The 23,001-nt window shown below is 65.4% G+C and carries 22 protein-coding genes and 2 pseudogenes; 10 read left to right on the forward strand and 14 right to left on the reverse strand.

What is annotated here, in order from left to right:
* Window positions 1-96: 96 nt before the first annotated feature.
* A complete protein-coding gene (locus tag AC1DVA_RS14820; protein WP_476806351.1) occupies window positions 97-1,779 on the forward strand; it encodes an isocitrate lyase in 1,683 nt (560 codons plus the stop codon).
* Between the two features lie 191 nt (window positions 1,780-1,970).
* Window positions 1,971-2,192, forward strand: coding sequence for a hypothetical protein (locus tag AC1DVA_RS14825; protein WP_265052537.1), 222 nt, complete (start codon window positions 1,971-1,973; stop codon window positions 2,190-2,192).
* A gap of 29 nt (window positions 2,193-2,221) precedes the next feature.
* Here the strand turns inward: AC1DVA_RS14825 and dusA are convergent, their stop codons facing one another.
* Window positions 2,222-3,214, reverse strand: coding sequence for a tRNA dihydrouridine(20/20a) synthase DusA (gene dusA / locus AC1DVA_RS14830; RefSeq protein WP_476806352.1), 993 nt, complete (start codon window positions 3,212-3,214; stop codon window positions 2,222-2,224).
* A gap of 521 nt (window positions 3,215-3,735) precedes the next feature.
* Here dusA and AC1DVA_RS14835 point away from each other — a divergent pair.
* From AC1DVA_RS14835 to AC1DVA_RS14850, 4 genes and pseudogenes are all read left to right on the forward strand, one after another.
* Window positions 3,736-4,095 (forward strand): oxidoreductase C-terminal domain-containing protein, encoded by a 360-nt coding sequence (locus AC1DVA_RS14835; protein ID WP_476806353.1) that lies wholly within the window; start codon window positions 3,736-3,738, stop codon window positions 4,093-4,095.
* Between the two features lie 80 nt (window positions 4,096-4,175).
* Window positions 4,176-4,970, forward strand: coding sequence for an IclR family transcriptional regulator domain-containing protein (locus AC1DVA_RS14840; protein ID WP_265052529.1), 795 nt, complete (start codon window positions 4,176-4,178; stop codon window positions 4,968-4,970).
* A 113-nt stretch (window positions 4,971-5,083) separates the two neighbouring features.
* Window positions 5,084-5,304: pseudogene (locus AC1DVA_RS14845) on the forward strand (transposase); the annotation flags it as partial.
* 23 nt (window positions 5,305-5,327) lie between these two features.
* Window positions 5,328-5,549, forward strand: a pseudogene (locus tag AC1DVA_RS14850) (PPC domain-containing DNA-binding protein); the annotation flags it as partial.
* A gap of 3 nt (window positions 5,550-5,552) precedes the next feature.
* Here AC1DVA_RS14850 and AC1DVA_RS14855 read toward each other — a convergent pair.
* The 5 genes from AC1DVA_RS14855 to AC1DVA_RS14875 all read right to left on the reverse strand — a co-directional run bounded on the left by AC1DVA_RS14855 (window position 5,553) and on the right by AC1DVA_RS14875 (window position 10,609).
* Window positions 5,553-6,455, reverse strand: coding sequence for a DUF72 domain-containing protein (locus tag AC1DVA_RS14855; protein WP_476806354.1), 903 nt, complete (start codon window positions 6,453-6,455; stop codon window positions 5,553-5,555).
* 80 nt (window positions 6,456-6,535) lie between these two features.
* Entirely contained in the window at window positions 6,536-7,366 is an 831-nt protein-coding gene (locus tag AC1DVA_RS14860) for an ABC transporter permease (RefSeq protein ID WP_265052527.1), read from the reverse strand.
* Window positions 7,367-7,370: 4 nt separating this feature from the next.
* Window positions 7,371-8,261, reverse strand: coding sequence for an ABC transporter permease (locus AC1DVA_RS14865; RefSeq protein WP_476806355.1), 891 nt, complete (start codon window positions 8,259-8,261; stop codon window positions 7,371-7,373).
* Window positions 8,258-9,331, reverse strand: a complete 1,074-nt coding sequence (locus AC1DVA_RS14870) for an ABC transporter ATP-binding protein (protein ID WP_476806356.1) — start codon at window positions 9,329-9,331, stop codon at window positions 8,258-8,260. The genes AC1DVA_RS14865 and AC1DVA_RS14870 overlap by 4 nt, the downstream gene beginning before the upstream one ends.
* A gap of 87 nt (window positions 9,332-9,418) precedes the next feature.
* Window positions 9,419-10,609 (reverse strand): extracellular solute-binding protein, encoded by a 1,191-nt coding sequence (locus AC1DVA_RS14875; RefSeq protein ID WP_476806357.1) that lies wholly within the window; start codon window positions 10,607-10,609, stop codon window positions 9,419-9,421.
* Between the two features lie 154 nt (window positions 10,610-10,763).
* Between AC1DVA_RS14875 and AC1DVA_RS14880 the strand changes: the two genes are divergently transcribed.
* The gene (locus tag AC1DVA_RS14880; RefSeq protein WP_265052524.1) at window positions 10,764-11,459 is read left to right on the forward strand and encodes a GntR family transcriptional regulator; all 696 of its coding nucleotides are present in this window, start codon (window positions 10,764-10,766) and stop codon (window positions 11,457-11,459) included.
* A 47-nt stretch (window positions 11,460-11,506) separates the two neighbouring features.
* Window positions 11,507-12,703 carry a mannonate dehydratase gene (uxuA, locus tag AC1DVA_RS14885; protein ID WP_476806358.1) on the forward strand — a complete coding sequence of 399 codons (1,197 nt, stop codon included), beginning with the start codon at window positions 11,507-11,509 and terminating at the stop codon, window positions 12,701-12,703.
* 168 nt (window positions 12,704-12,871) lie between these two features.
* On the opposite strand, the gene AC1DVA_RS14890 is transcribed toward uxuA, so the two are convergent.
* From AC1DVA_RS14890 to AC1DVA_RS14925, 8 genes are all read right to left on the reverse strand, one after another.
* Window positions 12,872-13,615: an urease accessory protein UreE gene (locus AC1DVA_RS14890; RefSeq protein WP_476806359.1), complete on the reverse strand. Its 744-nt coding sequence runs from the start codon at window positions 13,613-13,615 to the stop codon at window positions 12,872-12,874.
* A gap of 96 nt (window positions 13,616-13,711) precedes the next feature.
* Window positions 13,712-14,749: an ABC transporter substrate-binding protein gene (locus tag AC1DVA_RS14895; protein ID WP_476806360.1), complete on the reverse strand. Its 1,038-nt coding sequence runs from the start codon at window positions 14,747-14,749 to the stop codon at window positions 13,712-13,714.
* Between the two features lie 261 nt (window positions 14,750-15,010).
* Complete coding sequence (locus AC1DVA_RS14900) at window positions 15,011-15,883, reverse strand: DUF1003 domain-containing protein (protein ID WP_476806361.1); 873 nt, start codon at window positions 15,881-15,883, stop codon at window positions 15,011-15,013.
* A 155-nt stretch (window positions 15,884-16,038) separates the two neighbouring features.
* Complete coding sequence (locus AC1DVA_RS14905) at window positions 16,039-16,377, reverse strand: hypothetical protein (RefSeq protein ID WP_476806362.1); 339 nt, start codon at window positions 16,375-16,377, stop codon at window positions 16,039-16,041.
* A 119-nt stretch (window positions 16,378-16,496) separates the two neighbouring features.
* Window positions 16,497-17,408 (reverse strand): PfkB family carbohydrate kinase, encoded by a 912-nt coding sequence (locus AC1DVA_RS14910; RefSeq protein WP_476806363.1) that lies wholly within the window; start codon window positions 17,406-17,408, stop codon window positions 16,497-16,499.
* Window positions 17,398-17,808: a type II toxin-antitoxin system VapC family toxin gene (locus tag AC1DVA_RS14915; protein WP_265052517.1), complete on the reverse strand. Its 411-nt coding sequence runs from the start codon at window positions 17,806-17,808 to the stop codon at window positions 17,398-17,400. Before AC1DVA_RS14915 ends, AC1DVA_RS14910 begins: the two co-directional genes overlap by 11 nt.
* A complete protein-coding gene (locus tag AC1DVA_RS14920; protein ID WP_265052516.1) occupies window positions 17,808-18,053 on the reverse strand; it encodes a type II toxin-antitoxin system VapB family antitoxin in 246 nt (81 codons plus the stop codon). The genes AC1DVA_RS14915 and AC1DVA_RS14920 overlap by 1 nt, the downstream gene beginning before the upstream one ends.
* Window positions 18,054-18,120: 67 nt before the next feature.
* Window positions 18,121-18,570 (reverse strand): VOC family protein, encoded by a 450-nt coding sequence (locus tag AC1DVA_RS14925; RefSeq protein ID WP_265052515.1) that lies wholly within the window; start codon window positions 18,568-18,570, stop codon window positions 18,121-18,123.
* A gap of 92 nt (window positions 18,571-18,662) precedes the next feature.
* On the opposite strand from AC1DVA_RS14925, the gene AC1DVA_RS14930 reads away from it, so the two are divergent.
* Both AC1DVA_RS14930 and pepN read left to right on the forward strand, forming a co-directional pair.
* The gene (locus tag AC1DVA_RS14930) at window positions 18,663-20,108 is read left to right on the forward strand and encodes a cation diffusion facilitator family transporter (protein ID WP_476806364.1); all 1,446 of its coding nucleotides are present in this window, start codon (window positions 18,663-18,665) and stop codon (window positions 20,106-20,108) included.
* A gap of 182 nt (window positions 20,109-20,290) precedes the next feature.
* A complete protein-coding gene (gene pepN, locus AC1DVA_RS14935; protein WP_476806365.1) occupies window positions 20,291-22,936 on the forward strand; it encodes an aminopeptidase N in 2,646 nt (881 codons plus the stop codon).
* Window positions 22,937-23,001 lie beyond the last annotated feature (65 nt).

Genomic DNA, 23,001 nt, shown 5'->3' on the forward strand with positions numbered 1-23,001 from the left:
CTCGGGAATGAGCCGCACAAATCAGCGGAAAGCGACCGAGATACCTCTGACAACTCAGCTTAATCGAAAAGTTCTACGGACAAGGAAGAGACTGCCATGAACTCGATCGTTAAACAGCCTACGAATGGAAGAGCGATTAAGGGCTCTATTCTGTCCAACGACAGGAAGACCACCTATGCGGAACTGAGAACTGACCTGTTGGAGCGTTTCCCGTCAGGCTTTGCGCCCGGGGGCGTGGCTATCGACGACATCGCTCAGCTGCGTCTGCAGAACACCTTCGACACGCATCTGGATATCGCACGGGCGATGGCGACCGTCATGCGCCGCGATATGGCGGAGTACGACGCCGACTCTTCCAAGTTCACGCAGTCTCTCGGCTGCTGGTCCGGATTTCACGCGCAGCAGATGATCAAGTCCGTGAAGCGCCAGCGCGGCGGCTCGTCAAAGGGCGCCTACGTCTATCTGTCGGGCTGGATGGTCGCTGGGCTGCGCAACCGGTTCGGGCATCTCCCGGATCAGTCGATGCACGAGAAGACGGCTGTGGTCGATCTCGTCGAGGAAATCTACGTCTCCCTGCGGCAGGCGGACGAGGTCGCGCTCAACGATCTCTTCAAGGCGCTCAAGGATGCCCGCGCCGCCGGCGACGCCAAGGCGGAGGCGGCAGCGATCGCCGCGATCGACGGCTTCGAAACCCATGTCGTGCCGATCATCGCCGATATAGATGCCGGCTTCGGCAATGAGCATGCGACCTATCTGCTCGCGAAGGAACTCATCCGGGCTGGCGCGTGCTGCCTGCAGATCGAGAACCAGGTCTCCGACGCGAAACAATGCGGTCACCAGGATGGCAAGGTCACCGTTCCGCGTGAGGATTTCATCGAGAAGCTGCGTGCGTGCCGGCTTGCCTTCGAAGAGCTCGGCGTCTCCGACGGCCTCGTGGTCGCCCGGACGGATAGCCTGGGCGCAGGCCTCACCCAAAAGATCCCGGTCAGCCAGAAGCCGGGCGATCTGGCCGCCGAATACACGAAGTGGCTCAAGACGGAGCCGGTGACGAACGCCTCTCCCCTCGGCGAAGGCGAAGTCGCGATCTGGCTGGACGGCAAGCTCGTGCGGCCGAGCCGGCTCGCCAACGGCCTTTTCAGGTTCCGCGAAGAGACGGGGCGGGCCCGCGTCATTGAAGATTGCATCGCCTCGATCAACGAAGGCGGCGCAGATCTGCTCTGGATCGAAACGGACACGCCGAACGTGAACGAAATCGCTTCGATCGTGGCCGAAATCCGCAAGGCGGCCCCGTCAGCCAAGCTCGCCTACAACAACTCGCCTTCGTTCAACTGGACGCTGAGCATCCGCAAGCAGATTCGCGCGGAATGGCTTGCCGACGGGCGCATCGGCGCCGACGCCTATCCCGATGGCAACGCGCTCATGGCCGCCGCTCTGGATGACAGCGAGCTGGGGCGTGAAGCGGATGCGCGCCTTGCGCGTTTCCAGGTCGACATCGCGGCGAAGGCCGGCGTGTTCCACAACCTGATCACGCTGCCGACATTCCATCTCACGGCGAAGAGCGTCGACGAGCTGGCGACGGGTTACTTCGGATCGGACCGCATGAAGGCCTATGTGAACACCGTCCAGCGAGAAGAAATCCGGCGTGGCGTCTCGGCTGTCAAACACCAGCACGAGGTCGGCTCGGATCTGGGCGACACCTTCAAGGAAATGGTCGGAGGCGACCGCGCCCTGAAAGCGGGCGGCCATGCCAACACCATGAACCAGTTCGCAGCGGCCTAAGGCTGATGACGGGCCGGCACCCTTGGCGCCGGCCCGTTCAGCAAACCAGAAAATGCGGCGCGAACCCGCGGCGAAGCCTTAACAACAACGGCGGCTGAGCCGCCCCGCACCCATCAGTTCCGACATCGATGGGGCGGGCTGGCTCCTTCCCACTCGCTGTCGCGCCGATGCACCGAGCGAGGAGAGATCAAATGACCCAGCATGAACGCCCCAGGCAGATTATCGAGTATTGCCTCAAGCCACTCGACCTGAACGAGAACTCTCCGGCGGCGCAGGAGACGGTGAGACGCCTCCTTCACGTGATCAAAACCCTTCAGCTCGCCATAGGACCAACCGGCCCTCGGGCGGTCGATTTCTCCAAGATGCCGTCGATGGTCATCAACGAGACGGCGCACGGAGACGACGCCGGCTGACATTCGGCCTCGCGGACCGAGAGGTTCTGTCAGGCCGCGTTCGCGGTTTCGTGGCGAGAGAGATGCGTCACGGCGGTACGGAGGTCGTCCAGCGTCGCGTCGGCTCCGACGCAGCGCTCGGCGAGGTGGCGGCGGAAGGGGCGCGCGCCGGGGCGGCCCGGAAACAGGCCGACGAGATGGCGAGTGAAGGCATGCAGCCGCCCGCCCTGTTCGAGATGGGCAGCGATATACGGTTCCAGAGCCTCGAGCATGGCGAACGCATCCCGCACCGGCGCCTCCGCGCCGAAGAGCAGCGGATCGACCTGCAGGAGGACTTCCGGGTTCTGATAGGCCTCGCGGCCGATCATGACACCGTCGAGCTTTTCCAGATGCGGCAGCCACTCGGCCGGAGCCTTGATGCCGCCGTTGAGGCTGATCGGCAGGTCGGGATTGGCAGCCTTCAGGCGATAGGCACGCTCATAGTCGAGCGGCGGAATCTCGCGGTTTTCCTTCGGCGAAAGGCCTTGCAACCAGGCCTTTCGGGCATGGACGATCAGCGCATCGACGCCCGCCGCGCGCACCGAGGCGGTCAGCGCGTCTAGTGCAGCTTCCGGGTCCTGGTCGTCGACGCCGATGCGGCATTTCACCGTGACGGGGATGGCGACGGCCGCCTTCATCGCCGCGACGCAATCGCCGACCAGCGCGGGCTCGCGCATCAGGCAGGCGCCGAACGCCCCGCCCTGGACGCGGTCAGACGGGCAGCCGCAATTCAGATTGATCTCGTCATAGCCGAAATCGGCGCCGATCCTGGCCGCCTCGGCCAGCAGCTTGGGATCGTTGCCACCGAGCTGGAGCGCGACCGGATGCTCCACGGCGTCGAAGCCGATCAGGCGCTGGCGATCGCCGCGGATCACCGCCTGCGCCGTCACCATCTCGGTGTAGAGCAGCGCATGGCGCGACATCAGGCGATGGATGACCCGGCAATAGCGGTCGGTCCAGTCCATCATCGGCGCGACGGAGAATCTATGTTTTCGATATCTCATGGTTTTTTCTGTAACATCAAATCGCTAAGCCGTACCAAGTGCACACGACAGCACGCCATGATGCGACGTTTTTCGCCACGTTTCGACGGCTGGGTGCACACGGAACGCACACGAAAAACGGCCACCTTCACGAAGCTCTCCTCCGGGCCTGGCGCGTCCAGGTCCGACGCAAGGGACGCTACGTGAGCGAGACCTTTCTGCGCCGGGATGATGCGCGACGCTGGGCCACCGAGGCCGAGCGTCAGGTTGATCGTGGCGAGGCTCCGAACGAGTCGCGCATGCGCGCCTGAAAACATTCGGGGACCTCATCGACCTTCATATCGACGACATGTGCGACGTCGGCAAGGCTCCTCTGCGCTCCAAGGTCGCAACCCTCGAGATGCTGAAGCGGCAACTCGGAAAGTGCAATATGGCGTCCCTCGATCGCGAGCGGCTCATTCGCTTCGGTCGCGACCGCGCGGCGCAGGGTGCAGGCCCGGTCACGGTCGGCATCGATATCGGAATGCTTCGCGGGCCTGCGGTTGCGGCTGGAATCGGTTCAGAATGCCACGGATCAGGGCCGCTCGGTCGGATCGACCATCGCCGGCTCGCCGCTGCCCTATACCAGCGTTCCGCGCTTCTGGTCAGACCAATACGAGGCCAAGCTGCAGATAGTCGGACTCGTCTCCCGCGACGACGAGCAGGTGGTGCGCGGATCGATCGAGGACGGCCGGTTCTCAATTTTCTCCTTTCAGCACGGCCGCTTGCTCAGTGTCGAAAGCGTTAACCGGCCGGGCGAGCAGATGATCTCTCGCCGGCTGATGGCCGATGCGGTTTCTCCCACACGGCTCCAGGTAGAGGATTCGGCGTTTGATCTGAGGCATTTGGTTAGCGCCCCCTGATGGGGTAAGGCATTTTACCTTACCCCATCAGGTTTCCGGTGCGACGTCCGGCGACCAGCGAGATCGACCACGGACGGACGATGCCGAAATTGCGAAGAAGTCCCGAAGACGAATCCCGACGTGACGGCCCCGACATCATCGAAAGTCTGGAACGCGGCCTGCGCCTGCTCCAACTTTTTGCTGCCGCGCCCCGCCCCGCCACCTTGAGTGACATGGCCAAGGCGGCCGATCTGCCACGCGCCACAGCTCGGCGCATTCTGCATACTTTGGCGAAGATGGGCTTCGTCGAGGGAGACGGTAAGCTGTTCTCGCTCACACCGCGCGTGCTCTCCTTGGCGACTGCCTATCTGTCGTCCAATCAGGTCGTCGCAGTACTCCAGCCGATGATGGACCGGGTCGCGGCGCAGGCTCAGGAAGTCTGTTCGCTGGCCATCCTGCACAATAGCGAGGCCGTCTTCATCGCCCGGGCCAGCCCCGCCAGAGTCTTCTCGGCTGGCATCGACATCGGCTATCGGCTGCCCGCATTCTGCACAGCCGTAGGACGTGTTTTGCTAAGTCGCCTCGAGAACGAGGCTTTGGCCGATTTCCTGGAGGCAGTTAAGCCTGAGGCGATGACTCCGTTCACGATCACGGACAAGGAAATCCTGCTGGCGACCATCATCTCTGATCGCAGCAAAGGATACTCGCTCGTCGACAGGGAGGCGGAGCTGGGTTTTCGGTCGATTTCCGTTCCCGTGCGGCGCTATGACAGCGCCATCATTGCGGCTGTCAACATTGGAGCCCATGTCGACCGCATCTCGACCGGCGAAATGATCGACCGCTTTCTACCCTTGCTGAATACGGAAGTGGCGTCCGTTCGGTCACTGCTACTGTGACAGTCGCTAATCAGATGGATCTCGCAGATCGACTGGCCGATAGGAGCGTCGCCTGAGGTGGCCTGAACCGCCCCCGGGTTGTCGGAGGCCCCAACTCTTGAGAGGACGGGGCTATGACGAGCAAGACGAACAAGTTTTCGCCTGAAGTCCGTTCCCGGGCAGTGCGGGTGGTGCTGGATCACGAGGCCGAGCATCCGTCACGCTGGGCCACGATCATGTCGATCTCGGGAAGATCGACTGCACGGCGCAGACGCTGAACGAGTGGGTGAAGAAGGCGGAGGTCGATAGCAGCCGCAAGCCCGGCCTGACGACGGACATGCCGGTCAAGCTCAAGACTTCGCAGGTGGGGCGACGCGCGAAGTGCTGAGCCTGATCGGCGATATCGCCCGGGACGAGAACGACAAGGCGAGCCTTCACCTGCATGTGGTGCTCGGTTTGCGTGACGGCTCGACCAAGGGCGGCCACTTTCTCAGCGGAATCGTGCGGCCGACGCTCGAAGTCACGATCATGGAAGCGCCCACCGAACTCTGCCGCCGCAAGCGGCCGGAACTCGGAATCGCGCTGATCGACCTCGCCTGACTTTCATCCCTCCCGGTTGCCGTTCTCGCTCGAACCAAGACCGAGGCGCTTCATCAGCGCCAATGCGTCGCGCGGTGCACGAGGCTTCATCGTGTTGTCGAAATAGACGTAGACGTCGCGGGGCCGTTCAATGCCGGGCGCTTGTTCGACGATGCGTTCGCCTGCTCCCGCATCGCGCCCGTCCGCCCAGGCAGAGATCAGCGCGGACCAGTGATCCAGAGCCTTGTCGTCATAGCCGCTCGCATAGAGCTCCTCGGAGCCGTGCAGCCTGACATAGGCGAAATCCGCCGTCAGATCGGTCAGCCGAGGCCAATCGACCGCATCGGCACAGACCAGTGCGACGCGGTGCTTGCGCAGAAGCTCGATGAACGCCGGATCGCGGAAGCTCTCGTGGCGAACCTCCACGGCATGACGCAGCCTCCCGATGCCGTCTGCCGTCAGCCAGCCGCGGGCCTTGATGTGGTCGTTATGGCGGCGGGCACAGGCAGAGGCGGCCTCGCCATCCTGCGGCAGCGCCGACAGGAAACGCTCCATCTGCTCTGCGCCGAAGCGCAGGCTCGGCGGAAACTGCCAGAGGATCGGGCCGAGCTTGGCGCCGAGGCGCAGCAGGCCCGATGCCATGAAGTTGGCCATCGGCGTCTCGATGTCATCGAGGCGCAGGACATGGGTGATGTAGCGCGGCGCCTTCACCGCGAAGACGAAGCCATCAGGCGTTTCGTCTGCCCAACGCGCGAAGCTGGCCGGCGTCTGCAGGCCGTAGAAGGTGCCGTTGATCTCGATGCTGGGGAAGAGCGATGCCGCGTAGGCGAGTTCGCGCTTCTGCGGCAGGCCTTTCGGATAGAACTCGCCGCGCCAGGGCGGGTAGGCCCAGCCGGAGATGCCGATCCTGACGGTGCCGCGCTGCATTCACCCTCCCGAACACCGGTCGAACCGGTGTCCGGAAACAATGCGGCAGTGGCGCGGCCTGTTCCGGCCGCGCCGCCGTCTTACTTCTTCGCGCGGGCGACGATCTGCGTCGGGTTGACGAAGCGCAGCGCGATGATCAGCCAGATCAGCGTCGTGACCATGTAGATCACCGCCATGGCGTCGATCGACTGCACCGCACGCACACCGGCGGCGAAGACCGCGTAGTAGAGCGCGACGACCAGCGTCTGGCTGGTCGGGCCAGCCGTCAGGAAGGTCAGCTCGAACATGGCGAGCGTGCGCACCAGCACCAGCAGCAGCGCGGCGAGGATGCCGGGCATCAGCAGCGGCAGCAGCACATGCACGAACAGCTTGAAGGTGTTGGCGCCGAAGACGCGCGCCGCCGACTCGATCTTGGTGTCGATCTGCTCGATGAAGGGGATCATCACCAGGATGACGAAGGGTACCGTCGGCACGAGGTTGGCGAGCACGACGCCCGACATCTGGCCGGCGAAGCCGGTCTGGTAGAGCACTGTCGCCAGCGGAATGCCGAAGGTGATCGGCGGCACCAGCAGCGGCAGCAGGAAGAGCAGCATCACCAGCCGCTTGCCCGGGAAGTCCCGCCGCGCCAGCGCATAGGCTGCCGGCACGCCGATCAGCCCCGAGATCGCCACCACCAGGAAGACGATCTGGAAGGTGACGGAGAGCACGTCCGAGAGCTGGAACTCGGCCCAGGCGGCCGAATACCAGCGCGTCGTCCAGCCGGCAGGCAGCCAGGTGCCGAGCCAGCGCGTCGAGAAGGATGACGTCACCACCGTCGCGATCATCGCGAAGAGGTTGACGATGAAGAAGCCGATCAGCGTCCAGTTGGCGGCCGCCCAGAGCTTCGTCGAGAGACGGGTGTCCTTGACCATCGGTTCAGCCCTTTCCGCCGCCGGCAGGGCCGCGATAGAGCAGGCCGCGCGCGGCCAGCACCAAGACGACGATGGCAAGCTGCACCACGCCCATGATCATCGCGACGGCTGAAGCCATGGAGTAGTCGTATTCCTCGAAGGCCGCCTGATAGGCCGCGATCGATATGACGCGTGTCGGCCCCGAAGGCGCGCCGAGCAGCACCGCCGAGGGAAAGACCGAGAAGGCCTGGACGAAGCTCAGGCAGAACGTGATGGCGAGCCCGGGCAGCAGCAACGGCAGCAGGATGTGCTTGAAGCGCTCCCAGGGGCCGGCGCCCAGCGTCGCGCCCGCCTGCTCCAGCGCCGGATCGATGCCGGACAGATAGGACAGCGTCAGCAGGAAGGTGAAGGGAAAGCCGGTGATGACCAGCGAGAGCATCACGCCCCAGTAGTTGTGCAGGAGCTTCACCGGCGTCGAGATGATGCCGAGCGTCAACAGCGTGCGGTTGAACCAGCCCTGCGGGCCGAGATAGTTCAGCAGCCCCTGCGCGACCAGAACGGTGCCGAGCGTGATCGGGATCACGAGGATCGTGGTCAGCAGGCGCTGGTTCTGCATCAGCCGGACGCGGAAGGCGATCGGGATCGCCAGCAGCAGCGTGGCGATCGTCACCGGCAGCGCGAGCCAGAGCGTCGTCGCGATCGTCCCGTAAAGGAAGCGGTCGGAGAAGAAGCGCTGATAGTTGGCGAACATGCCGCCCTGCTTCGGCTCGAAGGAGAGCACGAGCCCGTAGAGGAACGGATAGATGAACAGCGCCAGCAGGAACAGGATCGCCGGCACGACGAGCAGCGTCAGCCCGTCGAAACCGCGCGCCGCCAGCCGCTGCTTCAGCGGAATGGAGGAGATGTCCGTGCTCACGCCTCTCCTCCATAGACGAGAACGCGGTCGGGATCGGCGGCGAGCGTGACCGTCTCGCCCGGCGAGAGCTTGTCATGCGCAAGGAAGGAGATGTCCGTACCGTCTGCCATGCGGGCGAAGCYGACGAACTCGCGGCCGCGGAACTCGGTCGAGATCACCTGCGCCTTGAGGCCGGCGCTGCCGGCGGCGACGGGGTGCAGATCCTCGGGCCGGATCGCCAGATGGCCATCGGCGCCGACGGAGACCGCATTGCGCGCGCGGCCGGAGAGCTGCGCATCACCGACGGCCAGCGTCGCCCTGCCCTCGCCGACTGCGACGACCTTGGCCTTCACCTTGTTGCGGAAGCCCATGAACTCGGCGACGTCGAGATGGTCGGGCCGCGAGAACAGATCCTCCGGCGTGCCGACCTGACGGACCTGGCCGTCACGCAGCACGACGATGCGGTCGGCGAGCGAGAGCGCCTCTTCCTGGTCGTGGGTGACGTAGATCGTGGTGGCGCCGAGCGTGTTGTGGATGCGGCGGATTTCGGCGCGCATCTCCAGGCGCAACTTGGCGTCGAGGTTGGAGAGCGGCTCGTCCATCAGCACCAGCGGGGGCTCGACGACGATGGCGCGGGCGATGGCGACGCGCTGCTGCTGGCCGCCCGAAAGCTGGCCGGGCAGCTTCTCGGTCTGGCCCTGCAGGCGCACCAGCGCCGCGGCCTCGGCCACGCGCTTGTCGATCTCGGCCCTGGGCACGCCGCGCATCTTGAGGCCGAAGCCGATGTTCTTGTTCACGCTCATATGCGGGAACAGGGCATAGTTCTGGAAGACCATGCCGAAGCCGCGCTCTTCCGGCCGCAGCGGGTCGATGCGCTTGTCGTCGAGCCAGATGCCGCCTCCGGTCGCGGGCAGGAGCCCGGCGATCAGGTTCAGCGTGGTCGACTTGCCGCAGCCCGAGGGTCCGAGCAAAGCGATGAACTCGCCCTTGCCGATCGTCAGCGAGACGTCCTTGAGAGCATTGTGGGTGCCGAAGTCACGGCTCAGACGATCGAGCCGGAGCTCGCGAAAGTTCGCTGCGTTGATGGTCATGGCTTCCGGAAATGCTGAGAGCGATGTCGATGGATGCCGGGCGGCGGACCTCGGTTCGATACCGAAATCCGCCGCCGCTCGGCAGTCTTACTTCTTCTTGGCGCCGCCGACCTGCTCGTCCCAGATGCGGAACGCGACGACCATCTTGTCGGGGTCGAGCGGGGTCTCCATCGGGTTGTCGGCGATCAGCTTCTCGTATTCCGGGCGGCCGAACTCCGCGATGGCCTTCTGGCTGGAGGCCGGAGCCATCGAGAGCGGCACGTCCTTCACCGCCGGACCCGGATAGAAATAGCCTTCGTCATAGGTGAAGGCCTGCTGCGCGGGCGTCAGCATGTGGCGGATGAGATCGAGCAGCACTCCGAGCTTCTCTTCGGAAACGCCCTTGGGGATCATCATGTACTGGGCGTCGGTGACCCAGTGGAAGCCCTTGAGCGCCTGGATCTTGGCTTCCTTCGGCACGATGCCGAGAACGCGCGGGTTGATGTCCCAGCCCGTCGTGCTGATGATGATGTCGCGCGTGCCGTCGCCGAGCTCCTTCATCGTCGCGCCCGTGCCGCCGGGGTAGTATTCGACGTTTTCGCCGAGTTCCTTGAGATAGGCCCAGGTCTTGTCCCAGCCCTTCTCCGGGTCCTTCGGATCCTTGTCGCCGAGGATGTAGGGCAGGCCCATGATCCAGGTGCGGCCAGGGCCGGAATTGGCCGGGCGGGCATAGAGGAAGCGGTTCTTGTTCTCCTTCGACCAGGCCAGCAGTTCCTCGGCCGTGGTCGGCACCTTCTTCACCTTGTCCGGCATGTATTCGAGCAGCGGACCGGAGGGGTAATAGACCATCGCCATGGCCTGCCCCTGCCCGAGATTGTGCATCGCGAGCGCGGGCTTCAGGAGCACGTCATCGGGCTTCGGCAGCTCGGCTGCATGGCGCGGAAACAGTTCGACCCAGAGCTTCTGGTCGATACCGGCCGAGAGCACGTCGAGGCCGCCGATGACGAAATCGATATCGGAACGGCCGGCGTTCTGCTGGGCCTTCAGCTTGGCCGGCAATTCGGGAGCCGGCGCCTTGGTGAAGACCATCCGCGAGACGGCCTTGGGATTCGCCTTGGCGTAGTTCTCCAGCGGCGTCTGCACCAGCGCAAGGGCGCCACCGACGTCGATGATGCTGATCGTGAGCGGCGATGCCGGCAGTTTGAGTTGTTGCGCGAAGGCGCCCGGCGCATGCGCCGCAACGCCGAGACCGGCGACGCCGCCAATAAAATGACGCCGGTTAATGCTGTCCTGACCCATGGTTTGTCCCTCCAGACGTGGTTTTCGCCTTTGTTGTGGCTATTGTCCCGGGTCGCCGCCTCCGGGACTGGCTCCTTAATCCACCCGGCGTATAAAGTTGACGCCGGGCCGGATTACTCGGTATCCTAGTATACTAGTCGACCAGAGCTTGGCAATGGGCACCCCGGCAGCACGGCAGAGCACCGAACAGATTTACCGCGCGCTGCGAGGCGACATCCTCGGAGCGGCGCTGCGGCCCGGCGAAGCCATGTCCGAAGCGCGGATGGCCGTTCGCTTCGGAGTGAGCCGCACGCCGGTACGCGAAGCCTTCAAGCGGCTGGTCGAGGAAGGCTTCCTGTCGGTCGTGCCGCAGGTCGGCACCTTCGTCGCGCCGATCGACATCGCCTCTGTCCATGACAGCCAGTTCGTGCGCGAAACGCTGGAATGCCGCACCGTCATCCTTGCCGCAAGGCACATCGACGATGCCGGCAGGGCGACGCTGGAACGGCATATCCTCCAGCAGGAGCGCGACCTGGCCGCCGGCGACCAGACCTCCTTCTTCCGCCATGACGATGAATTCCATGCCGAAATCTCGCGGCTCGCCGGCCATCCTGCCGTCTGGAGCCTGATCGAGAGCGTCAAGGCGCAGCTCGACCGGGTGCGCTGCCTGTCGCTCGAAAGCGCGACCTGGCCGGGCATGATCATGCGCGAGCACCGCGGCATTGCCGAAAGCGTCATGAACGGCAACGAGGCGCAGGCCGAGAAGGCGATGCGCGCCCATCTGCGGACCGTCTTCGCCGCGATCGAGAACATCGCACGTAGCCATGTCGATGCCTTTGCCGGCTCGGCCCCGCCCGTTCGGCTCGACTGACGGGCCGATCAATCATCCCAGAAAAAGACTGCTGAGGAAACGCGACCATGGAACAATGCTGGCGCTGGTTCGGGCCGGACGACGTCGTGACTCTGGCGCAGGCCAGGCAGGCAGGCGCGAGCGGCATCGTCAACTCGCTGCACCAGATACCCTATGGCGTGGTCTGGAGCGTCGAGGAGATCGAGAAGCGCCAGGCGATCGTCCGTGGCGACAAGAGCCTCGGCCTGGAATGGCGGGTGGTCGAGAGCCTGCCGATCCACGAGAGCGTCAAGATCGGCAAAGGCGATCTCGAAACCATCTTCGAGAACTACCGCCAGTCGATGCGTAACCTCGCCGCCTGCGGCCTGCAGGTGATCTGCTACAATTTCATGCCGGTGCTGGACTGGACCCGCACCGAGCTCGCCTACAAGCTGCCGGGCGGCGGCACGGCGCTGCGCTTCAACCTGCACGAATACGTCGCGCTCGACCATTTCATGCTGAAGCGTCCCGGCGCCGACGAAGGCCATTCCGCCGAGGTGATGGACAAGGCGAAGACCTGGTTCGAGCGTTCGTCGCATGCGGATCGCGACCGGCTGCTCACCAGCGTGATGGCGGGGCTGCCCGGCGCCTATGACCGCTACGACCTGCCCGGCCTCGCCCGCATCCTCGATCGCTATGCCGGGATGACCCACGAGAAGCTGCGGGCCAATCTCAAGCGCTTTCTCGAAGCCATCATCCCGACGGCCGAGGAAGTCGGCATCCGCATGTGCATCCACCCGGACGACCCGCCGCGCCCGCTCTTCGGCCTGCCGCGCATCTGCTCGGACGAGGAGGACATCGCCTTCATCCTCGGCTCGGTCGATTCCCCCTCGAACGGGCTGACGCTGTGCTCGGGCTCGCTCGGCGCCAATCCGAAGAACGACGTGCCGGCGATCGCGCGCCGCTTTGCCGACAAGATCTGGTTCGCGCATCTGCGCAACGTCGCCAAGGATCCGGACGGCTCCTTCATGGAGGCCGAGCATCTCGGCGGCGACACCGACATGGTGGCGCTGGTCGATGCGCTGATGGCCGAAGAGCAGCGCCGCCAGGCCGCGGGCATTCCGCACTGGCGCATCCCGATGCGGCCTGACCACGGCCACGAGCTGCTCGACGATGTCGGCAAGGGCAGCTTTCCCGGTTACCCGGCTGTCGGGCGCCTGCGCGGCCTCGCGGAGTTGCGCGGCGTGATGACGGCGCTGTCCCAGGTGAAGGGCTACGTCGCCTGAGACGAGAAAGGCGGGCCCGAGGGCCCGCCTTTGCAAGAGATCAACAGAGTTCAGAGCCGTCATTCTCGGGCGAAGCGGAGCGAAGACCCGAGAATCTCTGGCAGGAAAGGGCGCGTTCTCGTCCTGAGATGCTCGGGTCAAGCCCGAGCATGACGCGCTGCTTCTGTCTCAGTGATCGTGCGAATGGCCCTTGTGGCCGTGTGCGGCGCCGTGGCTGTGACCTTGGTCTTGATCGCCGTGGCCGTGATGGTCATGACCGCAGCCGCAGCTGTCGCCGTGAACGTGCTCGGCATGGGCATGCTGGTGCTGCTCGTGGCCATGCGACTCTTGCCCATGCGGCTCATGCCCATGGGCGTGCTTATGGCCGTCGTCGTGATGGTGGTGCGCGTGGCCGTGATCGTGGCCGTGATGGTCATGACCGTGGTGATGATGGTCGTGCCCGCAGCCGCAGTCATCGCCATGAGCGTGGTGATGGACCTCCTGCTCCGGCTGGAACGGGCGCTCGACCGCCGCCATGGAGCAGCCCTGCCCACGCACGAGCTCGGCCAAAGCGGGATCATTCGGGATATAGAGCGCGTCCGCCGTCATTTCCGCCGGGACGTGATTGCCGCCGAGATGCCAGGCGAGGCGCACCAGCCGCAGCGGGTTCTCGGCGCGGATCTCCAGCAGGCTCTCAGGCGCGGCCTTGACCTGCACGAGGCGGCCATCCTCGAGCTTCAGCGCATCGCCGTCGTTCAGCGCAGTCGGCTTGTCCAGATCGATCGCGAATTCGAGCCCGCCCGCCGTCTTCACGGCAACGCCGCCGCGGTTGCGATCCTGATATCCGAGGCTGAGCGTATCGACGACGCGCTCGGCGCGGACGGCGGCCCTGCGAACGACGGAAGTGGCGCGAAGCATGTGCGGTGATCCCATGGCTGGGGCCGGAGCGCAGGGCGTCCCGAGCCCGATCGGAGCTTAGTAGCACAAACCGGCGGCCGTGCTACCAAGCTCTCGGGATCGCGACCGATCTCAGCGCGGCAGCGCCTTGACCTCGGTATCGAACGTCTTCAGCAGCCGCGAACGCTCGGCCGGCGAACCCCAGCGCGGGGTGTCGTAGTCGATCAGCTTCATCTCGGCGAATTTCGGTGCATCCGGCGAGAGCAGCGCGTTCTTGTTCGACGGGATCGAATTGATCTTCAGCTTCGCATTGATGTTCTGCGCGTCGGGCGAGAGCGTGAAATCGACGAATTTGCGCGCGGCTTCAGGGTTCTTGCCGCCCTTGATCAGCGAGACCGAGCCGGTTTCGTAGCCCGTGCCCTCGCAGGGAGCGACGGTCTCGATCGGCGCGCCCTGCAGCTTCTGCGTCAGCATGTCGTGGATGAAGGCGATGCCGATCCCCGTCTCGCCGAGCGCGGTAGCCTTGACCGGCGCGATGCCGGATTTGGTGTACTGGCTGATGTTCTTATGCAGGTTCTTGAGGAACTCGAAGCCCTTCTCCTCGCCGAGACGCTGCACCGTCGTCGCCAGGAAGACATAGGCCGTGCCGGACGAGCTGGGATCGGCGATCTGAACCTCGTCGCGCAACTTCGGGTCGAGCAGATCGGCCCAGCATTTCGGCGCGGCCACGCCCTTCTTCTTCAGCACCTCGGTGTTGTAGCCGATGCCGAGAGCGCCGAGATAGATGCCGTTGGTGCGGAACTTCGCCTGCTCGACATGGCGCTGCGCCCAATCATGCAACTCCGGCAGCTTCGGCGACTTGTATTCGTCGAGCAGCCCCTCATCGGCGGCCTGCAGATGCGGCTCTCCCGGCCCGCCCCACCAGACGTCGCCACGCGGATTGCTCGCCTCGGCCTTTACCTGGGCATAGACCTCTCCGGTGCTCTTGCGGACCATCGAGACCTTGATGCCGGTCGCCTTCTCGAACATCGCCGCCCCCTCGCGGCATTGCTCTTCCAGGATCGAGCAATAGACGGTCACCTGTCCCTGGGCGAAGGCGGGTTGCGCGGCGGCAGCGAAGGCCAGGCCGGCAAACAGCGCGCCAGCAGGCGCGAAACGCAAAGCAGACATCATCTTCCTCCCGGTCGGATTCGTTTGCCGACGAAATGACTAGCGGGAGAGAGGGGAGTCAAGGGAAGGTGTCGGGCAACCGTCTTCCCGTAAGGCTGCAAGGGCGCGGCGCGTGCCGAATACGCGGCGTTTCATGAAGGCACGTCATCCCGGACGCAGCGAAGCGGCGATCCGGGATCCATCGTAGAGTGCCCACGCCCTTCGATGCATCCCGGATCAAGCCCGGGATGACGGCGTGGTTCAACGGAAAGTCAACGCGCCCTAGCTCTCCGTTTTCGGCTTGCCGGGCGACGGAGCCGGCAGTGCCTCGGCCGGCACCGCCCGCTTCTTCTTGGCGGCCGGCTTCTTGCGCCGCTTCGGCCTGGGCTTGGGCAACTGCGCTTCCTGCAGCATCTCCAGCTGGACCTGCTGGATTTCGGCGAGGCGCTGCCATTGGCGGGTAACCAGATGGTCCATCTTCTCGTGCAGATGGCGGATTTCCAGCTCCGCCTTGAGGTTGACCTGATAGTCGTTGAGCGAGCGCAGCCGATCCTTCGATTCCTGCCGCTTCTGGCTCATCATGATGATCGGCGCCTGCACCGCCGCGATGCAGGAGAGCACCAGATTGAGCAGGATGAAGGGATAGGGGTCGAAGGCCTTGCCATCCCCGATCGCGGCGTTGATCGCCATCCAGACGACAAGCACGACGCCGAAGCTGATCAGGAAGGCCCAGGAGCCGCCGAAGCTCGCGAGATTGTCCGAGAAGCGTTCGCCCAGCGTGCGATGCTCCTCGAAATCATCCTCGACGTTCTCGGCGATAGTCTCCTGCCGGGCGATGCTCTCGGCCACCTCGCGGTCGAGATCGGAATACTCGCCGTGCTCCTCGCGCAGGATCTCCTCGACATAGCGCGTGCGGTACCGCGCCAGTTCCTTCAGGCTGATCAGCGCGTGGTCCGGCAGATCCGGGAAATCGTTGCGGATATGATCGGCGAGCGCGGGGCGCAGCGTGCCGATCTCGACGAGGTTCCTCCGCGCCGTCTCCTGGCCGCTGATGGCACAGACGCCGCGCTTCTTGCCGATGGCGCCGGGTAAACCGGGGGCTTCGATCACGGAAACCGCCGGCCCTTCCAAGTCCTCGCTGTCTTGCCTCGTCATGCGCGCATTATGCCCTTCTCCATCGCACGCGGCTCGCTCTTCGCCGCGTCGCGGTCATGTCCACTCATCCCGGCATCGACCGGGATCGCCCGAAGGAAACGCTCCTCCGGGCCGGCGCCCCGCTGCCAGCGCCGACGGCCGGCCGGGTATAAGGTTCAGGCCTTCACCTTGCCTTCGTCCTCGTCGGCATCTTCCGCAGAATCCTCGTCCTCGTCATCCTCGTCGGATTCGTTCTCGGCGGTGTCCTCGTCTTCGTCTTCATCGTCCGCATCGAGGTCCACATACTCGTAACCGAAAACGATCTCGCCGGTTTCAGGATCGAAGACGCTGGCGGAGGAATCTTCGAAGGCTTCGATCAGCATTTCCGCATCGTCGGGCCCGTCGACGTCGAAGCGGCGCACGGCCTCCTCGCCATCGGCCTTGAGGACGAGCTCGATCGACCAGCCCCGGCCGGTGGTGTCATAGATGCATTTCAGACCCTGGATTGCCAGCATGATGCTCTCTCCTGAGATTGTCCGATGCGCGCGACCGCGCTCCGGTCAGATGCCCGAGCCGCGTGACGGGCACGCGACGCCGGCACGGCGCCGCCAGGAGAGCAGCAGTTCGTCCGGAGCTATCCGCCGGTGGCCAGGAAGCGCTCGACCTCGTCACGGCGGGGCGCACCGCTGCGACCGCCGAAGCGGGTGCATTTGATCGCCGCCGCCGCGGAGGCGAACCGGATCGCGGCCTCTTCGCCCTGCCCTTCCGCCAGCGCCAGGGCGAAGGCGCCGTGCCAGACATCGCCGGCGCCGAGCGTATCCACTGTCTCGACCGGGAAGGCCGGGCTGTGCCGGACCTCGCCGCGCTCGATGAACAGCACGCCTTCCTTGCCGAGCGTCACGGCCAGCCAGGTCGGCACGCCGGCTGCGACCTTGGCGAGCCCGGCGCGCGGATCATCCTCGCCCGAAACCTCGCGCAGGGCCTGCTGGCTGAAGGCGACGTGGCTCGCCGTTCCGACGAGGTCCGGATGCGGCGGCTTGCGGTCACCGTCCAGCACGCCGGGCACACCGGCACCACGGGCGAGTTTCAGCGCAGCCAGCGCCCCCTCGCCCCAGCGCGTATCGGCCAGCACGGCCCCGGCCGCCTCCGGCAGATCTCGCGGCAGCCATTCGACATCCTCCGGCATGGCCGGGTCGGAATAGGAGATGACCATGCGCTCGCCTTCGGCATCGACGAGAATCGCCGAGACGGGCGAGCGCAACCCCGCGACACGGCGCGCGAAACCGGTATCGACGCCATCGGCGTCCAGGTCCGCGACGATCTGATCGCCTGTCAGGTCGTCGGCAAGCCGCGTCGCCAGCCAGCAGGCGCCGCCGAGCCGCGCAATCGCGACCGAGGCATTGCCGGCGCAGCCGCCGCCGACAACCGCAAGCCCGCCCGAACGATACTTCTCGCCGCGCGTCGGCATGGTCTCGACGCTGTAGACATAGTCGAGCGTCGCGATACCGAGGCAGAAGACGCCGGCGCGCGCGGGTTCATGAGCCAAAGCGCTGGCCTTCGATATCGGTATGAACGAAGTCGTCGCCCTTATAGGCGAGCTTCAGGCCTGCTGCGCGGGCGGAGGCATAGGCGAAGCAATCGCCCATGTTGAGGCGCGCAGGATGGCGTGTCGAATGGTGGTAGGCGGCTGCACAAGTATGGGCGATCTGGCCGACCGTATCATCGATCGAGAGAACGCGAATCCTCGCATCCTCCAAAAAGTCCCGCACCACCCTGTACCCTTCGTCGATGCCAAAGCGCTTCACCGCCGCCAGGCGCGTCGATGCCTCGAATATTGCGAGAGGCGACGTCACGACCTCGCTCTCGTCGACGAGCGATGCCCTGATCAAGGGAGCTTCGGACTCTTCCAGCAAGTTCGCCACTATGACGGATGCATCCAGAAACATCAGGCGTCACCGTACTCGCGGTCGAAGAATTCCTTGTGGGTCAGGCCATCGCCCACAGTCGGGTAAGCCGCCAGCCTTTCCTGGGCCTTGCGGGTTGCCTCATCGACCTGCCGGCGCCGCTCCTCGCGGCGCTTCAGCTCGCGCTCCACGGCCATGCCGATCGCAGCCTGCAGGCTGATGCCGTCGCGCTCCGCCAACTCGCGGACCATGCGGTCAATGTTCGGATCGCGGACAAGAATACCCATCGCAGCCTCCATGATATCACCTGATGATATCATGGAGGCTATCGCGGACCAAATGCCCGTTTTGGCCTTACCAGACGCCGGTATTCGGCATGCTCAGCCACGGCTCGGCCGGGGCCTTTGCATCGCCCTTCTGCAACAGCTCGATCGAGATGTTGTCGGGCGAGCGGATGAAGGCCATGTTGCCGTCCCGCGGCGGGCGGTTGATCGTGACGCCCGCCTTCATCAGCTTGTCGCAGGTCGCGTAGATGTCGTCGACCTCATAGGCGAGATGGCCGAAATTGCGGCCGCCGGTGTAGGTTTCGGGGTCCCAGTTATAGGTCAGCTCCAGCGTGGGGCGGCCGCGCGAAGCGCCGGCGCGGGCCGCGTCGAGATCATCGGAAGCCGCGAGGAAGACCAGGGTGAAACGGCCCTTCTCGTTCTCGATCCGGCGGGTTTCGACCATCCCGAACTTGTTGACGTAGAAATCCAGCGCCTGATCCAGATCGGTCACGCGCACCATGGTGTGGAGATAACGCATCGTGTTTCCTCGTTGAGCGGCTGCAGGGTTGATCCGTTTCCTAAATCAGGCAAGAGCATCGGCGTTCCAAGAGACGGCAAGCAGGACGAGCCATGACGACAACGCAAGACGGGCCGGTGACGGCGCCGCCTCAGCGCGCCACGCCCGCCCAGATCGCCCGCATCAAGCAGCGCGCGGCGATCCTCTCGGTGATGGCGACGATCCTGCTGACGGCAGCGAAGATCCTCGGCGCCATCATCTCCGGCTCGCTCGCCCTGCTGACCGACGCCCTGCAGGGGCTGGTCGATGTCGGCTCGACATTGTTCACCTGGTTCGCCGTGCAGGCCTCGGACAAGCCGGCCGACGACGAGCATCATTACGGCCACGGCAAGGTCGAGTCTCTTGCCGCGCTGGTCGAGACCGCGATCCTGTTCACGCTGGCCGGCGCGATCCTGTGGGAGGCCGGCAACCGGCTGTGGAACGGCATCGTCGAGCATGTCTCGGTGACCCCGCTGGTCATCGGCGTGACGCTGCTCTCGATGACCGTCGACGCCATCCGCTGGCGCTCGCTGACCAAGGTGGCGAAGGAGACCGGCAGCGAGGCGCTATCCGCCGAAGCGACGCATTTCTCGGCCGATTTCATCGGCTCGGCGCTGGTGCTCGCCGGCCTGATCGGCGTCTGGTACGGCTTCGAGCGGGCCGATACCGCCGCCGCCTTCGCCATCGCCGCCTATACCGCCTTCTCGGCCTATCGCCTCGCCCGGCGCGTGCTCGACACGCTGATGGACGCGGCGCCGGAAGGCGTCACCGAGAAGCTGCGCGAGGCCGCCCGCGGCGTACCGGGCGTTGTCGGCATCAACTGGCTCAGGGTCCGCCCGGCCGGCGGGCGCGTCCATGGCGAGATCGGCATCAGCGTTTCGCGGACGCTGCCGCTGGAGCGCGTGACCGCGATCAAGGCCGAGCTCGGCGACGCATTGCTCAAGGCCGAGCCGGGTTCCGAGATCACGATCACGGCCGATCCGGTGCAGGTCGACGACGAGACGGCGCTCGAGCGCGTGCTGCTGATCGCGCTCAAGCTGAAGATCCCGGCGCACCACGTCACCGTGCACAGCATCGGCGACAAGCTCTCGGTCAGCCTCGACATGGAAGTCGACGCGACCCTGCCGCTCGGCGAGGCACACGAGGTCGCGACGCGGCTCGAGAATGCGATCCGGGCCGAGTTCGGCGGCGAGACCGAGGTCGAAACCCATATCGAGCCGATGGAGACCGGCCAGCCGGCCGGCCACAACGCCGCCTGGGAGACGGTCGAGGATATCGGCAAGGCCCTTGCGGGCGAGGCGGCGAAGCTCGCCGGACCGGTCCACGACATCCACAGCGTCCGCGTGCGCCAGACCGCCAAGGGGCTGGTGGTCAACTACCATTGCCGGGTCGACCCGGCACTCGACGTCGCCTCGGTGCATGCCGCCGTCGATGCGATCGAAAGGGCGGTGCGTATCGCCCGCCCCCAGGTCTGCAGGCTGGTGAGCCATGCGGAGCCGGCGGTTCTGGCCGGGGCGTGAGGCGTTCCCGCCGTCATTCTCGGGCCGAGCGAAGCGCAGATCAGAGTATCTCTGGCCGGACGAGGCGCTGGAGTCTTTTTCGTCAGGAGATGCTCGGGTCAGGCCCGAGCATGACGGCCGTGTTTCCATCCCATACCGGCATGCTCTAGAAACGCCCCCTGACCTTCGCCATCAGGGTTTCCATGCGTACCGAAGATGCTCCGCTGATCCGCCTCGAGGATTACCGTCCTTCCGACTGGCTGATCGACACGGTCGATCTCGACTTCAGCCTTCACCCGCAGAAGACGCGCGTGCGCGCCCTGCTGACCCTGCGCCCCAATCCGGCGGGCCGGCCTGGCGCGCCGCTGGTGCTCGACGGTGACGAGCTCAAGCTGACATCGCTCAGCCTCGACGGGAAGCCGCTCGACGCATCCGCCTATACGGCGACGCCGCAGGCGCTGACGATCCCGGCTCCGCCGCCACGCGACTTCACGCTCACTATCGAGACGGAGATCGACCCCTCCGCCAATACCAAGCTGATGGGGCTCTATCGCTCCTCGCGGGTCTATTGCACGCAATGCGAGGCGGATGGCTTCCGCCGCATCAGCTATTTCCTCGACCGGCCCGACGTGATGAGCGTCTACACGGTCAGGCTGGAAGCGGAGAAGGCGGAGGCGCCTGTCCTGCTGTCGAACGGCAATCTGGTCGCGACCGGCGAAGTGCCCGGCAGCGACCGGCATTTCGCCGTCTGGCACGATCCGCATCCGAAACCGGCCTATCTCTTCGCGCTGGTCGGCGGCGCGCTCGACCATGTCCGGCAGGACTATGTCACGGCCGAGGGCAACAAGGTCGAGCTCGCCGTCTATGTCGAGCCCGGCAAGGCCGAGCGGGCCGGCTGGGCGCTCGACTCGCTGGTGCGCTGCATGCGCTGGGACGAGCAGGTCTTCGGCCGCAACTACGATCTCGACGTGTTCAACGTCGTCGCCGTGTCCGACTTCAACATGGGGGCGATGGAGAACAAGGGCCTCAACATCTTCAACGACAAATACGTCCTGGCCGATCCGCAGACCGCGACCGATGGCGACTATGCCTCGATCGAGGCGATCATCGCGCATGAGTATTTCCACAACTGGACCGGCAACCGCATCACCTGCCGCGACTGGTTCCAGCTCTGCCTGAAGGAAGGGCTCACGGTCTTCCGCGACCAGGAATTCTCGGCGGATGAGCGCTCGCGCCCGGTGAAGCGCATCGCCGATGTCCGCACGCTGCGCTCGACCCAGTTCTCGGAGGATGCAGGCCCCCTCGCCCATCCTGTCCGGCCGCGCGCCTACAAGGAAATCAACAACTTCTACACGCCGACGGTCTACGAGAAGGGCGCGGAGGTCATCCGCATGCTGAAGGTCCTGATCGGCGACGAGGCCTTCAGACAGGGCATGGACCTCTATTTCGAGCGCTGCGACGGCACCGCCGCGACGATCGAGGAGTTTCTCGCCTGTTTCGCCGAGAGCTCCGGCAGGGATCTCTCCCATTTTGCCCGCTGGTATGAGCAGGCCGGCACGCCGACCGTCGTCGCCTCCGGCCGCTACGATGCCGCCGCCAGGCGCTACACCCTCGAGCTGGCGCAGAGCACGCCGCCAACGCCCGGCCAACCCGAGAAGCGGCCCGTCGTCCTGCCGATCAAGCTCGGCCTCGTCGGATCGCATGGCGACCTGTCGTTGAAGACGAACTCGAACGCCTATGCCGGTGACGGCCTCGTCGTGCTCGACACCAGCTCCCTCTCGATCAGCTTCGAGGATGTGGCGGAAGCGCCGATCCCCTCGCTGATGCGCGGATTCTCGGCACCGGCGCGGCTCGATCTCGACCTGTCCGATGCCGAGTTGCTGCGGCTATTCTCGGCGGACAGCGATTCCTTCAACCGTTGGCAGGCGCTGCAGACGGTCGCCACCCGCGCGCTCGTCGCCTCCGGCAAGCCCGGCGCGGATCGGAATGCCCTGACCGCCACGGCTGCCGAGCTCGGCCGGGCGCTCGACGACTTCGTGAAGGCCGATGCGCTGACCGATCCGGCTTTCGCCGCGCAGGTGCTGCGCCTGCCCGCCCCGGCCGACATCGCGCGCGAGATCGGCGGCGATGTCGATCCGGACGCGATCTTCGCCGCCCATCGCAGCCTGTCGGGCGCCATCGGCAAGACGTTGCTCGGCAATCTCCCGGGCCTGCGTGCGGCCCTGGCGACAAGTGGCGCCTACCGGCCCGATGCCGCCTCCGCCGGGCGCCGCGCCCTGCGCAATGAATTGCTCGGGCTGGCGGCACTTGCCGCCCCTGCCGAGGGCGCCGGCCTTTGCGAGGAGCAGTTCGCCACGGCCGACAATCTGACCGACCGGCTGGCGGCGCTCGCGGCGATGACGCTGATCCCCGGCGAGCGTCGCGAGGCACTCATCGCCCGCTTCGCGGAAGCCTATGCCCGCGAGCCGCTCGTCCTTGACAAATGGCTGATGGCGCAGGCCCTGATCCCGGAGCCGGAGACGCTGGAACGGGTGAAGCGGCTGATGCAGCACCCGGCCTTCTCGCTCGGCAACCCGAACCGGGTCAGGGCGCTGATCGGCGGCTTCGCGGCCAACCTCACCCAGTTCAATCGGGCCGATGGCGAGGGCTACGGCTTCGTCTCCGACATCGTCATCGCGCTCGACAAGACGAACCCGCAGGTCGCCTCGCGCCTGCTCGGCTCGTTCAAGAGCTGGCGCATGCTGGAGCCCGGCCGCAAGCGGCTCGCGCGGGAGGCCTTGAGCACCGTCGCGCGGATGCCGAACCTGTCTCGGGACGTCGGCGACATCGCGGAAAGAGCACTCGCCTGAGCCGTTCTCCCCAATGGTTAATACCGACCTGTCCAAAACATTAACGTTTCATTACCCGCACAGGA

The sequence above is a fragment of the Allobosea sp. P4_C6 genome, assembly GCF_056402015.1.

Excerpts from the sequence above, each read along its gene's own strand:
- uxuA (WP_476806358.1), top strand. The coding sequence starts at position 11,507 with ATGGAACAATGCTGGCGCTGGTTCGGGCCGGACGACGTCGTGACTCTG.
- AC1DVA_RS14895 (WP_476806360.1), bottom strand. The coding sequence starts at position 14,749 with ATGTCTGCTTTGCGTTTCGCGCCTGCTGGCGCGCTGTTTGCCGGCCTG.
- AC1DVA_RS14930 (WP_476806364.1), top strand. The coding sequence starts at position 18,663 with ATGACGACAACGCAAGACGGGCCGGTGACGGCGCCGCCTCAGCGCGCC.
- AC1DVA_RS14905 (WP_476806362.1), bottom strand. The coding sequence starts at position 16,377 with ATGCTGGCAATCCAGGGTCTGAAATGCATCTATGACACCACCGGCCGG.
- AC1DVA_RS14820 (WP_476806351.1), top strand. The coding sequence starts at position 97 with ATGAACTCGATCGTTAAACAGCCTACGAATGGAAGAGCGATTAAGGGC.
- pepN (WP_476806365.1), top strand. The coding sequence starts at position 20,291 with ATGCGTACCGAAGATGCTCCGCTGATCCGCCTCGAGGATTACCGTCCT.
- AC1DVA_RS14915 (WP_265052517.1), bottom strand. The coding sequence starts at position 17,808 with ATGTTTCTGGATGCATCCGTCATAGTGGCGAACTTGCTGGAAGAGTCC.
- AC1DVA_RS14855 (WP_476806354.1), bottom strand. The coding sequence starts at position 6,455 with ATGCAGCGCGGCACCGTCAGGATCGGCATCTCCGGCTGGGCCTACCCG.
- AC1DVA_RS14860 (WP_265052527.1), bottom strand. The coding sequence starts at position 7,366 with ATGGTCAAGGACACCCGTCTCTCGACGAAGCTCTGGGCGGCCGCCAAC.
- AC1DVA_RS14890 (WP_476806359.1), bottom strand. The coding sequence starts at position 13,615 with ATGGGATCACCGCACATGCTTCGCGCCACTTCCGTCGTTCGCAGGGCC.
- AC1DVA_RS14925 (WP_265052515.1), bottom strand. The coding sequence starts at position 18,570 with ATGCGTTATCTCCACACCATGGTGCGCGTGACCGATCTGGATCAGGCG.
- AC1DVA_RS14880 (WP_265052524.1), top strand. The coding sequence starts at position 10,764 with ATGGGCACCCCGGCAGCACGGCAGAGCACCGAACAGATTTACCGCGCG.
- AC1DVA_RS14875 (WP_476806357.1), bottom strand. The coding sequence starts at position 10,609 with ATGGGTCAGGACAGCATTAACCGGCGTCATTTTATTGGCGGCGTCGCC.
- AC1DVA_RS14840 (WP_265052529.1), top strand. The coding sequence starts at position 4,176 with ATGCCGAAATTGCGAAGAAGTCCCGAAGACGAATCCCGACGTGACGGC.
- dusA (WP_476806352.1), bottom strand. The coding sequence starts at position 3,214 with ATGAGATATCGAAAACATAGATTCTCCGTCGCGCCGATGATGGACTGG.
- AC1DVA_RS14900 (WP_476806361.1), bottom strand. The coding sequence starts at position 15,883 with ATGACGAGGCAAGACAGCGAGGACTTGGAAGGGCCGGCGGTTTCCGTG.
- AC1DVA_RS14920 (WP_265052516.1), bottom strand. The coding sequence starts at position 18,053 with ATGGGTATTCTTGTCCGCGATCCGAACATTGACCGCATGGTCCGCGAG.
- AC1DVA_RS14825 (WP_265052537.1), top strand. The coding sequence starts at position 1,971 with ATGACCCAGCATGAACGCCCCAGGCAGATTATCGAGTATTGCCTCAAG.